21 protein-coding genes are annotated in these 20727 nt (G+C 51.5%); 4 read left to right on the forward strand and 17 right to left on the reverse strand.

All coding sequences use genetic code 11. The annotated features are described in order from the left end of the window. Positions 1-245: 245 nt before the first annotated feature. The 16 genes from A1332_RS00065 to mnmG all read right to left on the reverse strand — a co-directional run bounded on the left by A1332_RS00065 (position 246) and on the right by mnmG (position 15512). Positions 246-524: a hypothetical protein gene (locus A1332_RS00065; RefSeq protein WP_064006559.1), complete on the reverse strand. Its 279-nt coding sequence runs from the start codon at positions 522-524 to the stop codon at positions 246-248. 371 nt (positions 525-895) lie between these two features. Continuing rightward, positions 896-2725 (reverse strand): glutamine--fructose-6-phosphate transaminase (isomerizing), encoded by a 1830-nt coding sequence (gene glmS, locus A1332_RS00070; protein ID WP_064006560.1) that lies wholly within the window; start codon positions 2723-2725, stop codon positions 896-898. 1 nt (position 2726) lies between these two features. Further along, positions 2727-4148: a bifunctional UDP-N-acetylglucosamine diphosphorylase/glucosamine-1-phosphate N-acetyltransferase GlmU gene (glmU, locus tag A1332_RS00075; RefSeq protein ID WP_064006561.1), complete on the reverse strand. Its 1422-nt coding sequence runs from the start codon at positions 4146-4148 to the stop codon at positions 2727-2729. Positions 4149-4220: 72 nt separating this feature from the next. Beyond that, positions 4221-4643 carry a F0F1 ATP synthase subunit epsilon gene (locus A1332_RS00080; protein WP_020484123.1) on the reverse strand — a complete coding sequence of 141 codons (423 nt, stop codon included), beginning with the start codon at positions 4641-4643 and terminating at the stop codon, positions 4221-4223. Positions 4644-4667: 24 nt separating this feature from the next. Next, a complete protein-coding gene (gene atpD / locus A1332_RS00085) occupies positions 4668-6041 on the reverse strand; it encodes a F0F1 ATP synthase subunit beta (RefSeq protein ID WP_020484122.1) in 1374 nt (457 codons plus the stop codon). Positions 6042-6085: 44 nt separating this feature from the next. Then, on the reverse strand, positions 6086-6949 hold the full coding sequence (gene atpG / locus A1332_RS00090) for a F0F1 ATP synthase subunit gamma (protein WP_064006562.1): 864 nt from the start codon (positions 6947-6949) through the stop codon (positions 6086-6088). Positions 6950-6960: 11 nt separating this feature from the next. Beyond that, positions 6961-8502 carry a F0F1 ATP synthase subunit alpha gene (gene atpA, locus A1332_RS00095; protein ID WP_020484120.1) on the reverse strand — a complete coding sequence of 514 codons (1542 nt, stop codon included), beginning with the start codon at positions 8500-8502 and terminating at the stop codon, positions 6961-6963. Positions 8503-8523: 21 nt separating this feature from the next. Continuing rightward, positions 8524-9054 (reverse strand): F0F1 ATP synthase subunit delta, encoded by a 531-nt coding sequence (locus tag A1332_RS00100; protein ID WP_064006563.1) that lies wholly within the window; start codon positions 9052-9054, stop codon positions 8524-8526. Between the two features lie 3 nt (positions 9055-9057). Beyond that, positions 9058-9531: a F0F1 ATP synthase subunit B gene (locus A1332_RS00105; protein ID WP_020484118.1), complete on the reverse strand. Its 474-nt coding sequence runs from the start codon at positions 9529-9531 to the stop codon at positions 9058-9060. An 84-nt stretch (positions 9532-9615) separates the two neighbouring features. Beyond that, positions 9616-9900 (reverse strand): F0F1 ATP synthase subunit C, encoded by a 285-nt coding sequence (gene atpE, locus A1332_RS00110; RefSeq protein ID WP_020484117.1) that lies wholly within the window; start codon positions 9898-9900, stop codon positions 9616-9618. A 42-nt stretch (positions 9901-9942) separates the two neighbouring features. Then, a complete protein-coding gene (gene atpB, locus A1332_RS00115; RefSeq protein ID WP_064006564.1) occupies positions 9943-10707 on the reverse strand; it encodes a F0F1 ATP synthase subunit A in 765 nt (254 codons plus the stop codon). A gap of 17 nt (positions 10708-10724) precedes the next feature. Continuing rightward, a complete protein-coding gene (locus A1332_RS00120; protein WP_064006565.1) occupies positions 10725-11093 on the reverse strand; it encodes an ATP synthase subunit I in 369 nt (122 codons plus the stop codon). A gap of 310 nt (positions 11094-11403) precedes the next feature. Beyond that, on the reverse strand, positions 11404-12252 hold the full coding sequence (locus A1332_RS00125) for a ParB/RepB/Spo0J family partition protein (protein WP_064006566.1): 849 nt from the start codon (positions 12250-12252) through the stop codon (positions 11404-11406). Then, on the reverse strand, positions 12249-13025 hold the full coding sequence (locus tag A1332_RS00130; RefSeq protein ID WP_064006567.1) for a ParA family protein: 777 nt from the start codon (positions 13023-13025) through the stop codon (positions 12249-12251). Before A1332_RS00130 ends, A1332_RS00125 begins: the two co-directional genes overlap by 4 nt. Then, on the reverse strand, positions 13018-13644 hold the full coding sequence (rsmG, locus tag A1332_RS00135; protein WP_064006568.1) for a 16S rRNA (guanine(527)-N(7))-methyltransferase RsmG: 627 nt from the start codon (positions 13642-13644) through the stop codon (positions 13018-13020). The genes A1332_RS00130 and rsmG overlap by 8 nt, the downstream gene beginning before the upstream one ends. After that, positions 13644-15512 carry a tRNA uridine-5-carboxymethylaminomethyl(34) synthesis enzyme MnmG gene (gene mnmG / locus A1332_RS00140; protein ID WP_064006569.1) on the reverse strand — a complete coding sequence of 623 codons (1869 nt, stop codon included), beginning with the start codon at positions 15510-15512 and terminating at the stop codon, positions 13644-13646. The genes rsmG and mnmG overlap by 1 nt, the downstream gene beginning before the upstream one ends. Before the next feature lie 54 nt (positions 15513-15566). On the opposite strand from mnmG, the gene A1332_RS00145 reads away from it, so the two are divergent. From A1332_RS00145 to A1332_RS00160, 4 genes are all read left to right on the forward strand, one after another. Beyond that, positions 15567-15818, forward strand: a complete 252-nt coding sequence (locus tag A1332_RS00145) for a DUF7230 family protein (protein ID WP_231890167.1) — start codon at positions 15567-15569, stop codon at positions 15816-15818. A 26-nt stretch (positions 15819-15844) separates the two neighbouring features. Beyond that, on the forward strand, positions 15845-16453 hold the full coding sequence (ribA, locus tag A1332_RS00150) for a GTP cyclohydrolase II (RefSeq protein ID WP_064006570.1): 609 nt from the start codon (positions 15845-15847) through the stop codon (positions 16451-16453). Positions 16454-16461: 8 nt separating this feature from the next. Further along, on the forward strand, positions 16462-18846 hold the full coding sequence (locus A1332_RS00155) for a Lon protease family protein (protein WP_064006571.1): 2385 nt from the start codon (positions 16462-16464) through the stop codon (positions 18844-18846). A 300-nt stretch (positions 18847-19146) separates the two neighbouring features. Then, positions 19147-20064, forward strand: coding sequence for a response regulator (locus tag A1332_RS00160; RefSeq protein WP_082879448.1), 918 nt, complete (start codon positions 19147-19149; stop codon positions 20062-20064). 45 nt (positions 20065-20109) lie between these two features. Here the strand turns inward: A1332_RS00160 and A1332_RS00165 are convergent, their stop codons facing one another. Next, the gene (locus A1332_RS00165; RefSeq protein WP_064006572.1) at positions 20110-20631 is read right to left on the reverse strand and encodes a GNAT family N-acetyltransferase; all 522 of its coding nucleotides are present in this window, start codon (positions 20629-20631) and stop codon (positions 20110-20112) included. Positions 20632-20727 lie beyond the last annotated feature (96 nt).

The raw sequence follows: 20727 nt of genomic DNA on the forward strand, positions 1-20727 counted from the left end.
ACTTGGATAACAGTATCTACATTTTGAATGACAGCTCGTTGGTCTTTTACTGTCACCGCAAATTAAATCTTATCTGGCGCCTATGGGTCGGCTGGCGACCGTGAGATAAACCGCCATTCAGCTCAGACTTGAAACTAAAATCTGCTTCGAAATAACGTAATGTTTAGCGCAGTTCGCTGGAGCGTTGAGTTAGGCGACTACTCAAAACCAATGGAGTCTGACCCCCATTGGTTTCTGCACACCGATTATTTTCCCTTTTGTACCTCGGCAGGCGTCTTGTTCTCCGCGGGCACTACCGCCTCAGTCGGTATTTGTGCCTCAGCTGCCTTTTTTGCCTCTCTCTCCGCAGCCTTTTTTGCCAGCGCGGCCTTCTGATCAGCAGCCTGTCTCGCAGCTACCGACCCGGTTTCTGCCGCAGCCAATAACATTACTGTGTCTGCCTGGGTTGGCACTGGCGTTAACAGTACTGATAGCGTGCAAAGACATACCGCCAAGCTAATTTCTTTTGATTTAATACTCAACATAAGCACCTCGCTGTAATAGTTATTTTAAATTAGTGCAACTCGGTAAGCTCCGAGGGTCGATAGGGTAACACTTGGGTGATCTACCTACTTTTACCCCATCCTTACTGCAATTTACCAAATTTTTGTGAATTTGATTTGATCATCTTACACGACATTGGATAACGCCCATCCGTTATCAGGCACTGATTAGCCCGATCATTCATTTACCGCGAATGGCTGTTCTAGTTCGATCTCGCTCCTCCCCGCCATTACCTAACTCCCAATACAACGAGTAGATCGTAACTAGAAAAAAAGGGTTTGCCGAGACTTAACCCGACAAACCCTTAAATTCAAACCGAACAACCACGGAATCCTTTCCGCCGAATCCTCCGCTATTCCACCGTGACCGACTTGGCTAAATTGCGCGGTTGGTCGACGTCGGTGCCTTTGAGTACGGCGACGTGGTAGGACAGCAGTTGCAGGGGTATCGTGTAGACGATAGGCGAGATGATGTTGGCGACGCAGGGCATTTTGACGATTTGCACGTTTTCGTCGCTGCTTTCCGCCAACTCTTCATCCATGAACACGATCAATTGGCCGCCACGGGCGCTGACTTCCTGGATATTGGATTTCAGTTTTTCCAGCAGGTTGTTGTTGGGCGCCACGGTCACGACCGGCATTTCAGCGTCGATCAAAGCCAGTGGGCCGTGTTTCAACTCGCCGGCAGGGTAGGCTTCGGCGTGGATGTAGGAAATCTCCTTCAGCTTCAATGCGCCTTCCATCGCGATCGGGTAATGGGTACCGCGACCGAGGAAGAGGGCGTTGTGTTTGTCGGCAAAGCGCTGCGACAGCAGTTCGATGGCGTTATCCAGTTTCAGCACTTTTTCGATGTTGCCGGGCAGGCTGAACAACTCGGAGACGATTGTCTCTTCCGTTTCCTTGGTCAACGCAAAACGGCGACCAACGGCGATGATCAACATCAGCAAGGCTACCAACTGAGTGGTGAAGGCCTTGGTCGAGGCCACACCGATTTCCGGGCCGGCGCGGGTCATCATGACTAGATCGGATTCGCGCACTAGCGAACTTTCAGGGGCGTTGCATATCACCAGCGAGTGTTTGACGCCCAGGCGTTTCGCTTCCAATAGCGCAGCCAATGTGTCGGCTGTTTCACCGGATTGGGAAATGGTCACCACCAGCGTGTCCGGGGAAATGACCGGATTGCGGTATCTGAATTCGCTGGCCACTTCGATAGAGCAGGGTACGCGCGCCAGCTTCTCGAACCAGTAGCGTGCCACCAGGCCGGAATGGTAACTGGTGCCGCAGGCCAGAATTTGCACCGATTTGATTTGATCGAAGACTTCGGCGGCATTGTGACCGAAGGCATTGTCCTGCAAGCGGTTGTCGATGAAACGGCCTTCCAGGGTTTCGGACACCGCCCAGGCTTGCTCGTAAATTTCCTTGAGCATGTAGTGACGGTATTTACCTTTATCGACCGAATCGGCTTTTAGTTGGCTTTCGACGATAGGGCGCTCGACGCGGTGATCGTTCTCGTCGTAAATCACCAGGCTGTCGATTTTCAATTCGGCAATATCGCCGTCTTCCAGGAAAATGAAGCGCTGGGTAACCGGTAAGAGGGCGGCGATGTCGGAGGCAATAAAATATTCGCCGATGCCGACGCCAATGACCAAGGGGCTGCCTTTGCGGCAGGCGATCAAGGTATGGGGGCAGTCGATGTAAACTACACCCAGCGCGTAAGCACCTTGCAGGGTCGCGACGGTGGCTTTCACTGCACTTAGCAGGCTGTCGGCGCTTTGCAGATCTTCGGCAATTTTGTGCACGATGACTTCGGTATCGGTTTCGGAGGTAAATTCGAAACCGTTCTGTTGCAAGGCAGTACGCAGATGGTCGTGGTTTTCGATAATACCGTTATGCACCACCGCCACTTTGTCGCGGCTGACATGAGGGTGGGCATTGCGGGTGCTGGGTTTGCCGTGGGTGGCCCAGCGGGTATGAGCGATGCCGATATGGCCTTCGATAGGATCGGCGGCGATCAAGGCTTCCAGGCCTTTGACTTTGCCTAGCTCACGTTTACGGAAAATTTCGCCCTGACTGACCACGGCCAAACCGGCCGAATCGTAGCCGCGATATTCCAGGCGCTTCAGGCCTTCCAGCAAAATCGGCACAACATTACGCTGCGCAACTCCCGCGACTATCCCACACATATTATTTCTCCTGTGACTCACTTGGACGTGAGGAATGCGGAAGATTGTCTGGAACAATCTCCGCTTTAACCGGACGCTGCCAGGTCGGCACGCTAAGCTGTTTAGTCCGGCTAAGGGTTAACTGATTTTCCGGCGTATCGCGAGTAATGGTCGAACCGGCGCCAATCGTAGCATTTTTACCGACAGTCACCGGCGCCACCAATTGCGTATCGGAGCCGATGAAGGCACCATCGCCGATAATGGTTTTGAATTTATTCACGCCATCGTAATTGCAGGTGATGGTGCCGGCGCCGATATTAACTTTGCTACCCACTTCGCTATCGCCAATATAGCTTAAATGGTTAATTTTGCTGCCGGTGGCAACGGTGGATTTCTTGATCTCCACAAAATTTCCAATATGTACATGATCGGCCAGTTCAGTTTGCGGACGCAGACGAGCGAAGGGGCCAATACGGCTGCCGGCGCCGACTGAGGCATCCTCGATCACGCTGTTGGCGAATATCTCGACATCATTGGCGATGCTGGCGTTTTTAATCAGGCAGTTAGGACCGATTTTGACGTTGGAGCCAATGCGGTTTGTGCCTTCGAAGATCACGTTAATGTCCACATCGATATCCTGGCCCAGTTCGGCAAAACTGCCCCGCACATCTACCCGCGCCGGGTCGCGTAGCGTGATGCCTTTTTCCATTAACGCTTGCGCTTGTTCCCATTGATACACGCGCTCCAGGTGCGCCAATTGGCTGCGATTATTCACTCCAAGCACTTCATCCTGGCTGCCGGCTTGAGTGGTTTCGACGCTAAGGCCATCTTCTACGGCCATTTCGATAATATCAGTCAAATAGTATTCGTTTTGGGCGTTGTTATTGCTCAATCTGGACAACCATTGCTTTAACTGGCTACCTTTGCAAGCCAGGATGCCAGTGTTGCCCTCGCTGATTTGCAATTCCACTTCGTTGGCGTCTTTTTGTTCGACTATTTTGACGACAGCGTGATCTTTGTCGCGGACGATACGGCCGTAACCGGTTGGATCGTCCAGATCCACGGTCAGCAAGGCCAAAGACGTCAAGCTGACCTTGTGTAATAAGGTTTGGATGGTTTTGGCTTTTAATAAAGGTACATCGCCATACAGAATCAAAACAGTATCCGGGTCGTCCACATGGTGGATCGCTTGCTGTACCGCATGCCCCGTGCCTAGCTGCTGTTTCTGCTCGATCCAGGTGGCATTCAAACTGCTTAAAGTTTGTTTGACCGTTTCGCCGCCGTGGCCGTAAATGATGAAAATCTGGTTGTTTTCCAGCGCCAGACTGGTTTCGTAGACATGCTGCAATAGCGCTTTATTGGCGATTTCGTGCAGTACTTTGGGCCGCGACGAACGCATTCTGGTGCCTTGGCCGGCTGCCAAGATGATGGTTTTAATCGACATTGCTATTCCTTAAAACAAAAAAAGCCCGATAACGAAACGTCATCGGGCTTATATTTTTACGCAATAAATGGTTTACGCACCACGTTTTCTTAATCTTTCCAAAGTTCTCAACTGGTTTACAGCTTGCGCCAATTCGGCTTGTGCAATCGCGTAATCGTATTTACCCGATTTATCGCTCAGCATTTCTTCCGCTCTGGATTTAGCTTGCAAGGCTGCGGCTTCGTCGATATCTTTTGCTCTGATCGCGGTATCCGCCAATACGGTCACCAGGTGCGGCTGAACTTCCAGAAAACCACCCGAGACATAAAACGCCTGCGATTCCTTGTCACTCAGCTTAACCCTTACTTCGCCGGGTTTAAGCTTGGTGATCAACGGCGCGTGACGCGGTGCGATACCAACATCGCCCATTTCCGCCGGTGCGAAGACCATTTCAGCCAAGCCGGAAAAGATTTCCTGCTCCGCACTGACGATGTCCACATGAATTGTCATTGCCATGTCAAAACTCTCCTATGAGGTGGTTTACATGCCTTTGGCTTTTTCAATGGCTTCGTCGATTGTGCCGACCATGTAGAAAGCTTGCTCGGGAAGACTGTCGTATTCACCGCTAATAATGCCTTTGAAGCCGGCAATAGTATCTTTCAAGGATACGTATTTACCTGGCGAACCGGTAAAGACTTCGGCAACGAAGAACGGTTGCGACAAGAAACGTTGAATTTTCCGCGCTCTTGATACGGTCAGTTTGTCGTCTTCAGACAACTCGTCCATACCCAAGATGGCGATAATATCGCGCAGTTCTTTATAGCGTTGCAAAATACCTTGTACTGAACGAGCTACGTCATAATGCTCTTGACCGATAACCAATGGATCTAGCTGACGGCTGCTAGAATCCAGCGGATCGATAGCCGGATAAATACCCAGCTCGGCGATCTGCCGTGACAATACCACGGTCGCGTCCAAGTGAGCGAAGGTAGTAGCAGGCGACGGGTCGGTCAAGTCGTCCGCAGGTACGTATACCGCTTGGATAGAAGTGATAGAACCGGTTTTGGTCGAGGTAATCCGTTCCTGCAATACACCCATCTCTTCAGCCAGTGTAGGCTGATAACCCACCGCGGAAGGCATACGGCCCAGCAGCGCCGATACTTCAGTACCCGCCAGGGTATAACGGTAAATGTTGTCAACGAAGAACAGTACGTCGCGGCCTTCGTCACGGAAAAACTCCGCCATGGTCAAACCGGTCAGCGCAACTCGCAAACGGTTGCCTGGTGGCTCGTTCATCTGACCGTAAACCAGCGATACTTTGTCGATAACGTTGGAATCGGTCATCTCGTGATAGAAGTCGTTACCTTCACGAGTCCGCTCACCTACGCCGGCAAATACCGAGAAACCGCTGTGCTCGATCGCGATGTTACGGATCAGCTCCATCATGTTAACGGTCTTGCCTACGCCGGCACCACCGAACAGACCGACCTTACCGCCTTTCGCGAACGGGCAGACCAAGTCGATAACTTTGATACCGGTTTCCAACAATTCGTTGGCTGGCGCTTGTTCGTCGTAAGAAGGCGCGTCGCGGTGGATAGTCCATTTCTCTTTCTCACCGATAGGCCCTTTTTCGTCAATAGCTTCGCCGAGGACATTCATGATGCGTCCCAGTGTCGCCTGACCGACCGGTACCTTGATCGCTTCGCCGGTGTTGCTGACTTCAACGCCTCGGCTCAAGCCATCGGTGGAACCCATCGCAATGGTCCGGACTACGCCGTCGCCCAATTGCTGCTGAACTTCCAAAACCAGACCGCCCTTAACATTCAACGCATCATATACTCTCGGCAGGTTATCGCGTGGAAACTCCACGTCTACGACCGCACCGATGATCTGAACGATTTTACCCAAACTCATTATGTCGTCCTCTTTTAAAATCTATCTAAACTTGTCTTGATGCTCTAAACAGCAGCAGCGCCGGCCACGATCTCGGAAATCTCTTGCGTAATTGCCGCCTGTCTGGCTTTGTTGTAAACCAACTGCAATTCTTTAATGATATTACCGGCGTTATCGGATGCGCTTTTCATCGCCACCATTCTGGCAGCCTGCTCGCAGGCGTTGTTTTCCACCAAACCTTGGAAAACCGCGGATTCCACGTATCGGATCAATAAGCTGTCCAATACTTCTTTAGCATCAGGTTCGTATAAGTAATCCCAGCGACCTTTGGACTCTTCGCCTAAATCGCCCACAGAAACCGGCAACAACTTTTGCACAACCGGTTTTTGCGTCATGGTGTTTACGAAGTCGTTACTGATCAGAAACAATTCATCAATCTCGCCGGCAGTAAACGCATCCAACATGACCTTGATCGTGCCGATGATGTCGTTCTGATGCGGTGTGTCGCCCAATTTGGAGACTTGTCCGATCAAATTGGCCCTGATCATGCTGAAAAAACCCGCCGCTTTGCTACCGATGGTACAGACGTCTACCGCGATCTGCCGGCTTTGCCATTGTTGCATTTCGCCCAATACTTTTCGGAACAAGTTGGCATTCAGACCACCGCACAAGCCTCTATCGGAGCTCACTACGATGATGCCGATGCGCTTGACTTCGCGTTCGATCAAAAAAGGATGCTTGTATTCGGGATTGGCATAAGCCAGATGTTTGATGATCTGGCCTATCTTCTTCGCGTAAGGCCGGGTGGCCTGCATTCTGTCTTTGGTTTTACGCATCTTGCTCGCGGCCACCATTTCCATGGCCCGAGTAATCTTCTGAGTATTTTTAATACTCGCGATCTTGGTACGTATCTCTTTGCCAACAGCCATGTGCGGACCCTTTACCAGCTACCGGTCTTGACGAAACGCTCAATAGCACTGTGAATGCCTTTTTGAATTTCGTCGTTATAGTCGCCTTTCTCGTTGATTTTAGCCATCAAAGCCGATTCGTCTGCATGCATGAAGTCCAGCAAGGCCGCTTCGAAATCGCGTACTTTTTTAACTTCCAGGCTATCCAGGAAACCAGCGTTAGCCGCATACAAAGAAACACTCATGTCCGCAACCGACATCGGCGCGTACTGATTTTGTTTCATCAGCTCGGTAACGCGTTGTCCGCGTTCGATTTGCTTCCGTGTGCTTTCGTCCAAATCGGACGCAAACTGAGCGAAGGCCGCCAACTCACGGAACTGCGCCAAATCCAGACGAATACCACCGCCCAGCTTTTTGATGATCTTGGTTTGAGCCGCACCACCAACCCGCGACACAGACAGACCCGCGTTGACCGCTGGACGAATGCCGGAGTTGAACAAACCGGTTTCCAGGAAGATCTGGCCGTCGGTGATGGAGATCACGTTGGTCGGAACGAACGCAGATACGTCACCGCCTTGCGTTTCGATGATCGGCAACGCGGTCAATGAACCGGTTTTGCCTTTCACTTTACCGTTGGTCAATTTTTCTACTTCAACCGCGTTGATGCGAGCCGCACGTTCCAGCAAGCGCGAGTGAATGTAGAACACGTCACCAGGATACGCTTCACGACCTGGCGGACGACGCAACAGCAAGGAAATTTGGCGATACGCCCAAGCCTGTTTGGTCAAATCGTCATAAATGATCAGTGCATCTTCGCCGATGTCGCGGAAATATTCGCCCATTGAGCAACCGGTGTAGGGCGCAATAAATTGCAGCGCTGCCGATTCAGAAGCCGAAGCCACCACGATGATGGTATGTTCCATCGCGCCGTGTTCTTCCAGTTTGCGAACCACGTTGGCGATAGACGAACGTTTTTGGCCGATAGCCACATAGATACATTTGATGCCGGTGCCCTTTTGATTGATGATCGCATCAATCGCAATGGCTGTTTTACCGGTTTGTCTGTCACCGATGATCAACTCACGTTGGCCGCGGCCAACTGGAATCATCGAGTCAATCGCTTTCAAACCGATTTGCACCGGTTGATCGACCGATTGTCTGGCAATAACGCCGGGAGCAATTTTTTCGATAGGGGAACTTAATTTGGTTTCGATAGCGCCTTTGCCGTCGATGGGGTTACCCAATGCATCGACCACGCGGCCCAGCAATGCTTCACCTACCGGCACTTCCAGGATTCTACCGGTACATTTAACGGTATCGCCTTCGGTAATATGTTGGTAAGCACCGAGCATTACCACACCGACCGAGTCTCTTTCCAGGTTCAAAGCCATGCCGTAAGAGCCGCCAGGGAATTCCAGCATTTCGCCTTGCATTGCTTCCGACAGACCGTGAACCCGAACAATACCGTCGGTGACACTGACTACAGTGCCTTCGGTATGTGCCTCAATATGGGCGTCGAAGTTCTCGATCTTCTTTTTGATCAGATCACTTATTTCTGATGGATTTAATTGCATTTTATTTTCCCGCTCTAACTCTTAAAGTCTTTTAGCTAATTGATGAAGCTGGCCTTTGATAGAACCGTCGATGACTTTATCGCCCGCTTTAGCGAGGATGCCCCCAATTAACGATTTATCGACAGAAACGGATGCATTGACCTTTTTATGCAAAAGCTTTTCCAGCATGGCGACATATTTGCCTTGCTCGGCTTTCGTCAGCGAGTACGCACTGTATAAATCAACATTGACGTAGCCTTCATCATCCGCCTTGTACTGCTCGAACATCACCGAAATTTGCGGGAGTAAGGGCAGCTTGTCATTTTCTATCAACACTTTCAGAAGATTCTTGGCTTCGTCAGGTATCTGATCTTGGCAAATATCCAGAATCAATTGTGCTGTATGCTGTTTGCCAACCCGAGGATTTTTGACAATGGCAGCCAAAGCCTCATCCTGGATGACCAAAGACAAAAACGTCAACGAATCGGACCATTGCTTAGACGACCCCGTTTCCTTGGCACGCTTGAAAGCCGCTTCCGCGTAAGGTCTTGCTAATGTCGATAATTCAGCCATTGCTTAACCCAATTGATCCGCTGCTTTGCTGAGAATGTCTTGATGCTTGGCTTTGTCGATTTCTTCTTTCAAAATCTGTTCAGCGGCACGCAAAGCCAGTGAGGATACTTCTTTACGCAAGCTCTCTTTGGCTTGCAGCATTTCCTGCTCTATCTGGGCTTTTGCGGCTTCAAGCAAACGCTCGCCTTCTTTTTTGGCTTGATCTTTCGATTCTTCAACCAGCTGATTGGCGCGTTTTTGCGCTGCGCTGACGATTTCCGCCGATTGTTCTTTTGCTTCCTTCAGCAGGCCTTTGGCTTTTTTCTCGGCCAATTTAATTTCTTCCTGGCCTTTCTCGGCCGCGGCCAAACCTTCGGAAATTTTGGTTTTGCGCTCTTCCAGAGCGGCAATGATCGGTGGCCAGACATACTTCATGGTAAACCAAACCAGAAGTGTGAAAGTTATCATCTGCCCGATCAGAGTAGCATTGATGCTCATTGATGCTTTCCTCGTAATGCCGTTGTCATTCTATCGGTATGCGAACAGGGCTTGGCCTATTCATCTCAATCCGATAATTGCTAATTAACCTGCGACAGATTGAACGGCTGAAAGGAATGGGTTTGCGAAGGTCAACATCAGCGCCAGACCAACACCGATCATGGTTACCGCGTCAAGCAAACCGGCGATGATGAACATTTTGACCTGCAACATAGGAACCAACTCAGGTTGACGAGCAGCGCCTTCCAGGAATTTACCGCCCAGCAGACCGAAGCCGATAGCAGTACCGATTGCGCCCAAGCCCAAAATGATGCCAACAGCGATAACGGTGAAGCCTTGTACGTTGGCAATTAATGATGCGAGTTCCATAGTGTCTCCTAAATATTGATGTGAAAGTTGAAAATAAAACTATTAATGATCTTCGTGGGCCAAGCTCAAATACACGATGGTTAACACCATAAATATAAAGGCTTGCAGAGTAATAACCAGAATATGAAATACAGCCCATGGAAAGCCCAGCAATGGCTGAACGATAGGCGGTAACAACGCGATCAGGATAAATACCAGCTCACCGGCATACAAGTTACCGAATAACCGCAGACCCAGCGAGATGGGTTTCGCCAATTCTTCAACTGTTTTAAGCAGCAGATTAAAAGGCATCATTTTCGGACCGAAAGGCGTGCAAGTCATTTCCTTGGCAAACCCCATCAATCCTTTAACCTTGATGCTGTAAAAGAAGATCAGGAAAAATACGCTGATCGACAAGGCAAAGGTACCATTCAAATCGGTACTAGGCACCACGCGCATATATTCCATGCCCATCAAGCTACCTATCATCGGCAATAAATCCACCGGCAACATGTCCATGGCGTTCCACATGAACACCCAGCAGAAAATCGTCAACGACAGCGGCGCAATCAAAGGACTGCGGCCGTGGAAACTATCCTTGACTTGCGTATCGACGAACTCCACCAAGGTTTCCGCAATATTTTGCGCTAACCCCGGCACGCCGGATGTCGCTCTTTCCGCCACGGTTTTGAAGAACAAGATAAACAATCCGCCCAACAGCGCGGAGAAAAACAAGGTATCCAGATGCAATGTCCAAAATCCCTCACCCACCGATAACGGTGTCAAGTGATGGACTATATAACCGGTTGCGCCACCTTCAGTACTCATTTGTCCTCGCAAAAAAACTAATCACGCCACAAAAACAGCGCAAACCAAAAAACCGACAACACTGCGATGTAACCCACCATCAGCGTAAAGAAATCAACAGAGGGAATCTGTAAAACGATAGAAAACAGGGCTACCGTCAAAATTAACTTAACTGTTTCGCCTGCATAAAATGCATTAACGATACCCTGCGCGCCCAAATCCTTGGCAAGATAGATTTTGTAGGCAAAATACAGATTGGGCAGTAAAGCCACGCATCCTCCGAGTAACGGAGACACTGCACTTTTCCAACCGCCTATCAATAAAAATCCCGACGCCACCAATGCAGCCATCAGGACTTGTCCAAAAACTACTTTTCTGACAGTAGAAAAATCATTTCTAGCTGTCATTTACTTCCCCTTTCGTCTTGAGCTGGGCGATTATATCCAGCCAGCACACCTAAAGCAAGGTAAGCACGTCCGGCAGGAGCCAATTGGCATCGCCACCTTGTTGATTTGGCAAGACTATCCCAACACAACACTCGATCAACAGCAAGCACGGAGGTTTTACTTCGAGCTTTCAATCCCAACGCTTAGAGCAATACACATGCCATTTCGTAACTCACTGATTTTCTGAAATATTGCCCAAATCGACAATGTAGCAAGTCCGACAAAGCTTAGCGTCATGGCCGAAATACGACATTCGCCGGTACCGAAGCACTCAATTGATTTTTTTTATGATGCCTTCCAACTCTTCCAAACTGGTGTAACTAAAAATCAATTTGCCCTTACCGCTACTCTGATGATTGATCTCCACCTTGGCACCTGTTCTTTCGCTCAGGTCTCGTTGCAAACGCAGCGTATCCGGGTCAATTTTTTTCACCGCCACCGGCTTATCTTCGTGCTGTTCGCGCACCAGCTTTTCCACCGCCCTGACGGTCAGTCCCTGTTTGACGGCCTTATTGGCAATTTCGATTTGTTTGGCTTCGTCCAGCCCCAGCAATGCCCGAGCATGTCCCATTTCCAGTAAACCCTTGCCCAACATGCCTTTCACTTCGCCGGCAAGCTCCAGCAGGCGCAATAAATTAGTGATTGTAGTACGCGACTTGCCTACCGCCGTGGCGATCTGCTGATGAGTGAGCTCGAATTCGTCCTGTAAACGGTGCAAGGCCTCAGCTTCTTCCAGCGCATTCAAATCCTCGCGCTGAATGTTTTCGATCAAGGCGATAGCCATCACCGAGCGATCATCCAGATCCTTAACCAACACCGGCACGTCTTGCAACTCGGCCAATTGCGCAGCCCGCCAGCGGCGTTCTCCGGCGATGATTTCGTATTTCTCGCCATCCAGTTTACGGACGATTATCGGCTGAATTATACCTTGCGCGGCAATCGAGTCGGACAACTCCTTCAGCTTCTCCGGATCCATGTCCTTGCGCGGCTGAAACTTCCCCCGCTGTAAAAACTCGATCGGCAAGCTTTGCGAGTCCTTCGGCTTTTCCTGTACCGGCTGACTTACGTCGCCCAGCAACTCACTTAAACCCCGCCCTAAACCGCGTTTTTTTTGCATCATTTTTTCGCCGCTTTCTCTTTTCTGATCATTTCGCCGGCTAGGGCGATGTAGGCTATCGCGCCGCGCGAGGCTTTGTCGTAAGCCAGCACCGGCACACCGTGACTGGGCGCCTCTGCCAGACGGATGTTTCTGGGAATGGTGGTTCTGAAGACTTTATCGCCGAAATATTCGATCAGCTGATCCGAGACATCCTTGCCCAACCGGCTGCGGCTATCGACCATGGTTCGCAATATGCCTTCCAGATATAAGCCAGGATTGACGCTGTCGCGAATGCTGCGCAAGGTGGACATCAACGAGGACAGGCCTTCCAGCGAATAATATTCGCACTGCATTGGTATCAACACGCTGTTGGCAGCCACCATCGCATTCAAGGTCAGCATATTCAGAGACGGCGGACAATCGATCAAGATGTAATCGTACTGATCTTTTATCGTCAGTAAAGCATCGGCCAGGCGCCGTTCGCGATGCTGCGCGCTCATCAATTGCACTTCAGCGGCGGTTAAATCGGCGTTACCGGGAATCAAATCAAAACCCAGCTGCTTGTTTTTAACGACGATCTCGGAAACCGGCACTTCTTCAAGTAACAATTCGCAACTGGAATACTGAATCTCGTCTTTGTTCACCCCGCAGCCCATCGCCGCATTACCTTGTGGGTCCAGGTCTATCAATAATACCTTGCGCTTGGTGGCCGCCAACGCAGCCGCCAGATTGACGCTGGTCGTGGTCTTGCCGACGCCACCTTTCTGGTTGGTAATCGCGATAATCTTAGCCATGCTTGGGTTTCTCCAGTCGAATCAGGCAGCGTTCGGCGTCTATGCCGGGCACCGTCAGCGGAATCACGCTGTATGTTTCGGCCAAGTCTATCAGCTCTTGCTCGGGCTGCTGGCCTTTCATCGCCAGCAGCACCCCATCCTCGGCCAGCAAATGACCGGTCAATTGCAGTATGTCCGGCATGCTGGCGAAGGCCCGGCAGATTACCGTGGAAAAGAGCATCTCCGGCTGCAAGAGCTCGACGCGACTATGCACCACGTCGACATTTTTTAGTTTTAATTCCAGCACGGCCTGCTGTACGAAGCGGGTTTTCTTGGAGTTGGAATCGACCAGGGTGAACTGACAATCGGGAAGACAAATCGCCAATGGAATGCCCGGCAAGCCGGCGCCGGTACCAATGTCGGCAACGCGCAGACCATGTAGATACGGCAGAATCGCCAAGCTATCCAGGATGTGCATACTCACCATTTCCAGGGGATCGCGCACCGCGGTCAGATTGTAGGCGTTGTTCCATTTGGCTATCAGCTTGATAAAGCGCAAGAAAGCATCGTTACCGTGCTCACCGACATCCAGCCCGAGCGCTTTTAAACCGAGCTCAAGCTTATCGCGACAGGCATCCATCAAGCGCTTTTCTTTTTCAGATGCACCAACAACAAGGAGATCGCTGCAGGCGTAATGCCAGGAATCCGCGAGGCTTGGCCCAAGGTTTCCGGCCGCTGCTTTTTCAGTTTCTCGCTGACTTCGTTGGACAGACCCGACACCAAGCTGTAATCCACATTGTCCGGCAATTTCAAGTGCTCGTAACGCAGCGTGCGGTTGATCTCGGTTTGTTGGCGATCGATGTAGCCGGCGTATTTGGCTTGAATAGCGACTTGCTCGGCAACTTGTTCGTCCACCTCGACTTCATCACTGAAACGCAGCAGATTCTCGACATCCACTTCCGGGCGACGCAGCATTTCCATCAGGCTGGCTTCTTTCAACAACTTCTTGCCCCATAATTCCTCGGCCAACGCGGCTTCGTCGGATTCTGTGCGTATCCATTTTTTGGCCAGCTTGCCTTGCAGATTGGCAATGGCTTCGCGCTTTTCTTCAAAACGTTGCCAACGCGCATCGTCAACCAGACCCAACTCCCGGCCTTGTTCGGTCAAACGCAAATCGGCATTGTCCTCGCGCAATTGCAAACGGTATTCGGCGCGACTGGTAAACATTCGGTACGGCTCGGCAGTGCCGCGCGTGATTAGATCGTCGATCATCACCCCAATGTAGGCTTCGTCGCGACCGGGACACCAGCTTTCCAAGCCTTTGGCTAGACGTGCGGCATTCAAGCCGGCGATCAAGCCTTGCGCCGCAGCTTCTTCGTAACCGGTGGTGCCGTTGATTTGACCAGCAAAGAACAAGGCATTCATATGCTTGGTTTCCAACGACGTTTTCAAATCGCGCGGATCGAAGAAATCGTATTCGATGGCATATCCTGGACGAACGATTTCCGCATTTTCAAAGCCCAGCATCGTCCGAATAAAGCGATATTGAATATCAAACGGCAAACTGGTGGAAATGCCGTTCGGATAAACTTCGTTGGTGGTCAAACCTTCCGGTTCCACAAAAATTTGATGAGAATCGCGGTCGGCGAAGCGCACCACTTTATCTTCGATGGACGGACAGTAACGCGGACCGACGCCCTCGATAATCCCGGAGTACATCGGCGAACGGTCCAGGCCGGAGCGAATGATGTCATGGGTTTCTTGATTGGTACGGGTGATATGGCAGCAGATTTGCCGCGGATGCTGTTCGCGGTTGCCCATGAACGAAAATACCGGCAGCGGCGTGTCGCCGTGCTGTTCCTGCAATTTGCTGTAATCGATGGTTCTGCCGTCAATCCGGGCTGGCGTGCCGGTTTTCAAACGACCGATGCGGAACGGTAGTTCGCGCAAGCGTTCGGCCAAGGCAATTGAGGCGGCGTCACCGGCTCGGCCGCCGCTGTAATTTTCCAGGCCGATATGAATCCGCCCGGCCAGAAAGGTGCCGGCCGTCAGCACCACCGCCTTAGCGTTGAATTCCAAACCCATCTGGGTTTTGACGCCGGTGACCCGATCGCCTTCCACCAACAGATCGGAGACGGTTTGCTGGAATAAGGCCAGATTGGGTTGGTTTTCCAATGCGGTACGCACCGCTTGCTTGTAAAGCATCCGATCCGCTTGTGCGCGAGTCGCCCGCACCGCCGGGCCTTTGCTGGCATTCAGAATCCGAAACTGTATCCCGCCTTTATCGATGGCTTGAGCCATGATGCCGCCCAGCGCATCCACTTCCTTGACCAGATGGCCTTTGCCGATCCCGCCTATCGCCGGGTTGCAGCTCATCTGCCCCAGGGTTTCGATGTTTTGCGATAATAACAGGGTTTGCGCGCCCGAGCGTGCGGCAGCCAGCGCCGCCTCGGTACCGGCATGGCCGCCGCCCACTACGATCACATCAAAGTCTTTCTGGAATTTCACAGGCAATCTATGTTCAAATAAAACGTTATTTTAATAGCTTACGGAGAAAAAAGCATGAGAAAACAAAACCCAAGCAAGGGTTTGGACGACAAACCCATTAAAAATCCGGTGGCAAAATTCGCCCATCAATTCAACAAAGCGCAAACCTACGCCGACAAAACTAAATACCGCCGCAAGGCCAAGCATCATGGCCTGGAGCCTTTCTCAATCGTTGTGAAACCAGCGATTCAGAAAGGCTCTCGGCAACCGCTCCCGGCGTTGCCCTACCTCCTGCATCCATGCAGTCGTCGGCTTTTACCCATATAAGCTGCGCATTAAGGATTTCAACATCAGTGAAAGCAAGCATAGAAGATAAGGTTCAAACCCGGATTCCCACCAAACACGGCGAATTCATTCTGCACTACTACAGCAACAGCCTCGATAAAAAAGAACATGTCGCCTTCGTAAAAGGCGAGGTAGCCGGCAAGGAAGGTGTGCCGGTCCGCATCCATTCCGAGTGCTTTACCGGCGACGTGCTGGGTTCGCGGCGTTGCGATTGCGGCGAACAGCTGGATATGGCTCTGGATTTGATTAACACCGCCGGTTGCGGCGTACTGATTTATTTGCGGCAGGAAGGCCGAGGCATCGGCTTGCTGAAAAAGCTACAGGCTTACAATCTGCAAGACCAGGGCCTGGATACCGTCGATGCCAACATCAAACTCGGTCACCTGGCCGACGAACGTCAATACGACATTGCCGCGCTGATTTTAAACAACTTGCAAGTGCGCTCCATCGAGTTAATCACCAATAATCCTTTGAAAATCGACGAACTGACCAAGCTGGGGATTAAGGTTAACAACCGTATCGCCATCGAAACCCGCATTCATCAAGACAATCTTGAATATCTGAAAACCAAGGCCGAACGCATGAGTCACATGCTGTCGATGCCTAACAGCAAATAACCCGCATCATGCTTGAACAATTGAAATTGCCGGTATCGGCCCTGAAGCTGGCTATCGATCTGCCCAGCGCCGCGCCAAGCGGGCAGCCTAACGCCATCCTCGGCCAAAGCCGCGCCCAATCGGCTTTGGCCTTCGGCATCGCCATGAAAGCGCCGGGCTACAACATCTTCGTGATGGGCGATCCCGGTACCGGCCGCCTGTCCATGGTCAGCCATTATTTGAATACCTATGCCGAGCAGCAGGAATCGCCGCTGTCTTATGCCTACGTGGACAATTTCGAGAATCAGCGCGAGCCGGTGGCTATCGAATTGCCGTCCGGGGAAGGCCATAGCTTTGCCAAAGACATCGAAAAGCTGATCGACGATGTGCTCGCTACCTTTCCAGCCGCCTTCGAAAGCCCTAGTTATCAACAAAAGAAAACCGCGATCGAGCGGCGCTTCAATCAACGCTACAACAGTGCTATCGATCTGGTTGATGCCAAAGCCCGCGAGATGAGTGTAGCGCTGTATCGTGACAGCGACACCATCACTTTTCTACCGATCCGCAACGACAAAGCGCTGGACGAAGACCAATTCACCTTGCTGCCGCAAGCGGAGCGCGATGCTTTTCATCAACACACCGAGGAACTGGAAGAATATCTCGGCGACGTATTGCTGGAACTGCCGCAGTGGCGGCGCACGCTGGTCGAAGAAACCCGTCAGCTGGACAACGATACCATCAAGCAGGCGCTGGAGCCTCTACTGGCCGAGTTGAACCACAAATACCAAAACGTCGATGACGTCATTACCTATCTCGCGGAAATCGAAAAGAGTTTGAGCAATACCATCGGCGAGTTGCTGATGCCCACTCGCAGCCAGGATAGCCGGGAGATCATTGCCAAACGCTTGGCGCTAATCGAGCAATATCTGCCCAACATTCTGGTGGATTGCAAACACGACGGCAACGGCGCACCGGTGATCTACGAGCCGCATCCGATCTATCAAAACCTGTTCGGCCGCATCGAATATGTCAGCGACCAAGGCACGCTGGTCACCAGTTACCGGCGCATTTGCCCCGGCTCGCTGCACCGCGCCAACGGCGGTTACCTGATCCTGGACGCTGAAAAAGTGCTGACTTATCCCTTCGTTTGGGAAGGCCTGAAGCGGGCCCTGCAAGCCGGCCGTGTCGAAATCGAGTCCCCTTACTCCGAACTGGGCATTAATACCATCACGCTAAAACCCGGCGTGATTCCGCTTAACGTCAAAGTAATCCTGGTCGGCTCTCGCGATATTTATTATTTGTTGGAAGAGCTGGATAGCGAATTCAACGAGATGTTCCGGGTGCTTGCAGACTTTGATGATCACATCAAACGCAGTCCGGACAATGTCGGCCAATTCGTGCAATTGCTGAAACGCCACGCCGCCGATTCCGGCGCCAAGCCCCTGACCGACGGTGCATTGCTGCGGCTAATCGAGCATAGTTGCCGGCTGGCGGAAAATCAGCAGCGTCTGTCCGCCCATGTCAACAGCTGCCTGGAAATCATCGCCGAAGCCAATTTATTGGCCAGCCAAACCTTTGCCGTCAATATCGATAAAACCGAAATCGAACTAGCGCTATCAGCCCGCGAACAACGCAACGGCCGCATAGCCGAAGCCATCCTGGAAGAAATGCTGGAAGGTACGATTTTGATCGATACCGACGGCGAAGCCATCGGCAAGGTCAACGGCCTGACGGTGATGGACATCGGCGGCAGCAGCTTCGGCGCGCCGGCGCGGATCACCGCCACCGTACATCCCGGCTCCAGAGGCATTGTCGATATCGAGCGCGAAGTGGAGCTGGGGCAACCCATCCATTCCAAGGGCGTGATGATTTTGAGCGGCTATCTCGGCCACTGTTACGCCCAACAATTTCCGCTGGCCATTTCCGCCAGCATCGCCATGGAACAATCCTACGGCCACATCGACGGCGACAGCGCTTCCTTGGCCGAACTGTGCTGTTTGATCTCCGCACTGACCCGCACCCCGATTCAGCAAGGCTTTGCCATGACCGGCTCGATCAATCAATACGGCGAAGTGCAAGCCATCGGCGGGGTCAACGAAAAGATTGAAGGCTTTTTTGAGCTATGCGCGGCGCGCGGATTGACCGGCAGGCAGGCCGTGATTATCCCGGCATCGAACAAACGCAATCTGATGCTGAAACAACAAGTAGTAGATGCCGTGGAGCAAGGCCTGTTTGCGATTTACACGGTATCGAATGTGGACGAAGCCCTAAGTCTGTTAACCGGACAAGAAGCCGGTACCATCAATGCGGAAGGCCAGTATCCGGAAGGCAGCGTCAACTTCAAGGCCGTGGCGCGCTTGAAGGAAATTTCCGATATGTCCGCCGACGAAGATAAGGAAACCGAGACAGGCTAAACCAGCCACGGCAGTTGGTCGGTGCAATGGCCCGATTGACAGGTAAAATCACGCGATAGCGCTTCCATGTAGGGAGCATAAAAACGCAACTGATTTGCAAGCGGCTTCAGTCGAATGCCGCGCGACCAAATAATTGCAAAGCAATTATTCATTGCTAAGCCCCGCCAAACCAATCATTCAACGATAGTCCGCAAAATCGATACAGTTGTTTATTTGCCCAAACGCGGATAGCATCATTTAAGCCACTAGGTTAATTTTCTCGTCAACTTACTTTAACCGCTGCCTTTAGGAGAATTGGCGTTGAAACTTTCTGACCATGACTTTAAAGCTAAGGTATTGATCGTCGATGACATGAAACTTATGCGGGAAATACTCCGCAAATTCTTGGAGTCAGACGGTTACCTGGTTCAATCCGCCAGCAACGGTTTAGAGGCCTGGCAATTACTTAACGGCAGCGAACAACCCTTCGATATCGTCGTGACTGATCGGGATATGCCGCAGATGGATGGCATGGAATTGTTGGCCAAAATCAAAGGCGATCCGCGGTTCGCCGAGCTGCCAGTGATTTTTCAGACCGGAATTTCGTCACGGGACGCCATTGTGGAAGGCATCAATGCCGGGGTTTATCATTATCTGACCAAACCGTACGACGAAAAAGTTCTACTCGCTTTTGTGGCGTCAGCTATCGATGACAGCCGTCGCCACAAAGCGCTGAAAACCCGGATTACCAATAAACGAGTAGCGCTGAGTTTGCTGCGCAAAGCGGAGTTTGGTTTCCGGACCTTAAGTGAAATCAAAGGTTTGACTACGCTGCTTGCCGACTTGTCATGCAACCCGGAAAAAGTCGCCACCGGACTTTCCGAGTTGCTGCTAAATTCTGTCGAACACGGTAATCTCGGCATCAGTTATCAAGAAAAAACCGAATTGGTTAGCCAGGGCCGTTGGCGTGAAGAAATCGAACGCCGGCTCAATCAGCCTGAATATCAAGATAAATTCGTGGTGGTTAAAATTGTCAGAGAACCAACCCGCACCACGTTTACGATTAAAGACCAGGGCAAGGGCTTCGATCCATCGACTTTCCTGACCTTCTCGCCGGAGCGCGCAACCGACCTGCATGGCCGGGGCATTGCTTTATCCCGGATGTTGAGTTTCGACTCGCTTGATTACCTTGGAAACGGCAATCAAGTCGTTGCCACGGTGAACAGCGCAAGTAATTGATCGCGCTAAATTTACCATCAAAGGCATCAAGCCGGGCGCAACCGCTTAGAGATGCTTCTCCAATAATTCCAAAGACAAACCGGCCACTTTGGGTTGCCACAATGCCGGATTTACCGGAAACGCCTTAATTGTCCCGGTGCGCTGGTAGCCGCGCCGTTCGTAAAACGCCATTAGCTCGGTCCGACAAGGGATCACCGCCATCACGAAGTGTTTAACCAACCAGGCTTGCTTGGCCTCCGCTTCGGCCGCCGCCAACAAACGCTTACCTATCCCCAGGCCTTGCATAGCCGGCACGACCGCCAACATGCCAATTTGCACCTGCTGATCTAACTTTTGTAAATGCACCGAGCCCAGCAAATCGTTCTGCCGCCGACACTGCAAAATCATCGACTCTGTGCCGGCGATTAAATCCAGAATATCCGCTGCTTCGGTGCGCCGGCCGTCGAGCAAATCGGCTTCGGTGGTCCAACCCTGCCGGCTGGATTCGCCGCGATATGCCGAATTGATCAGCGCCGCCAGTTGCTCCGCATCTACCGGCTCTGCTCTGGAAAATGTCAGTTCCAACATGATTAACCTCAAAATCTCGCTTGTCCGGTAATCCGCTTATCACACAAATAAAATGTTGCCGGAATGAAAAAATCCCGGCCTTGCTGCTAAGGTTTA

This window comes from Methylomonas methanica (genome assembly GCF_001644035.1).
GTDB classification, from domain to species: domain Bacteria; phylum Pseudomonadota; class Gammaproteobacteria; order Methylococcales; family Methylomonadaceae; genus Methylomonas; species Methylomonas methanica_A.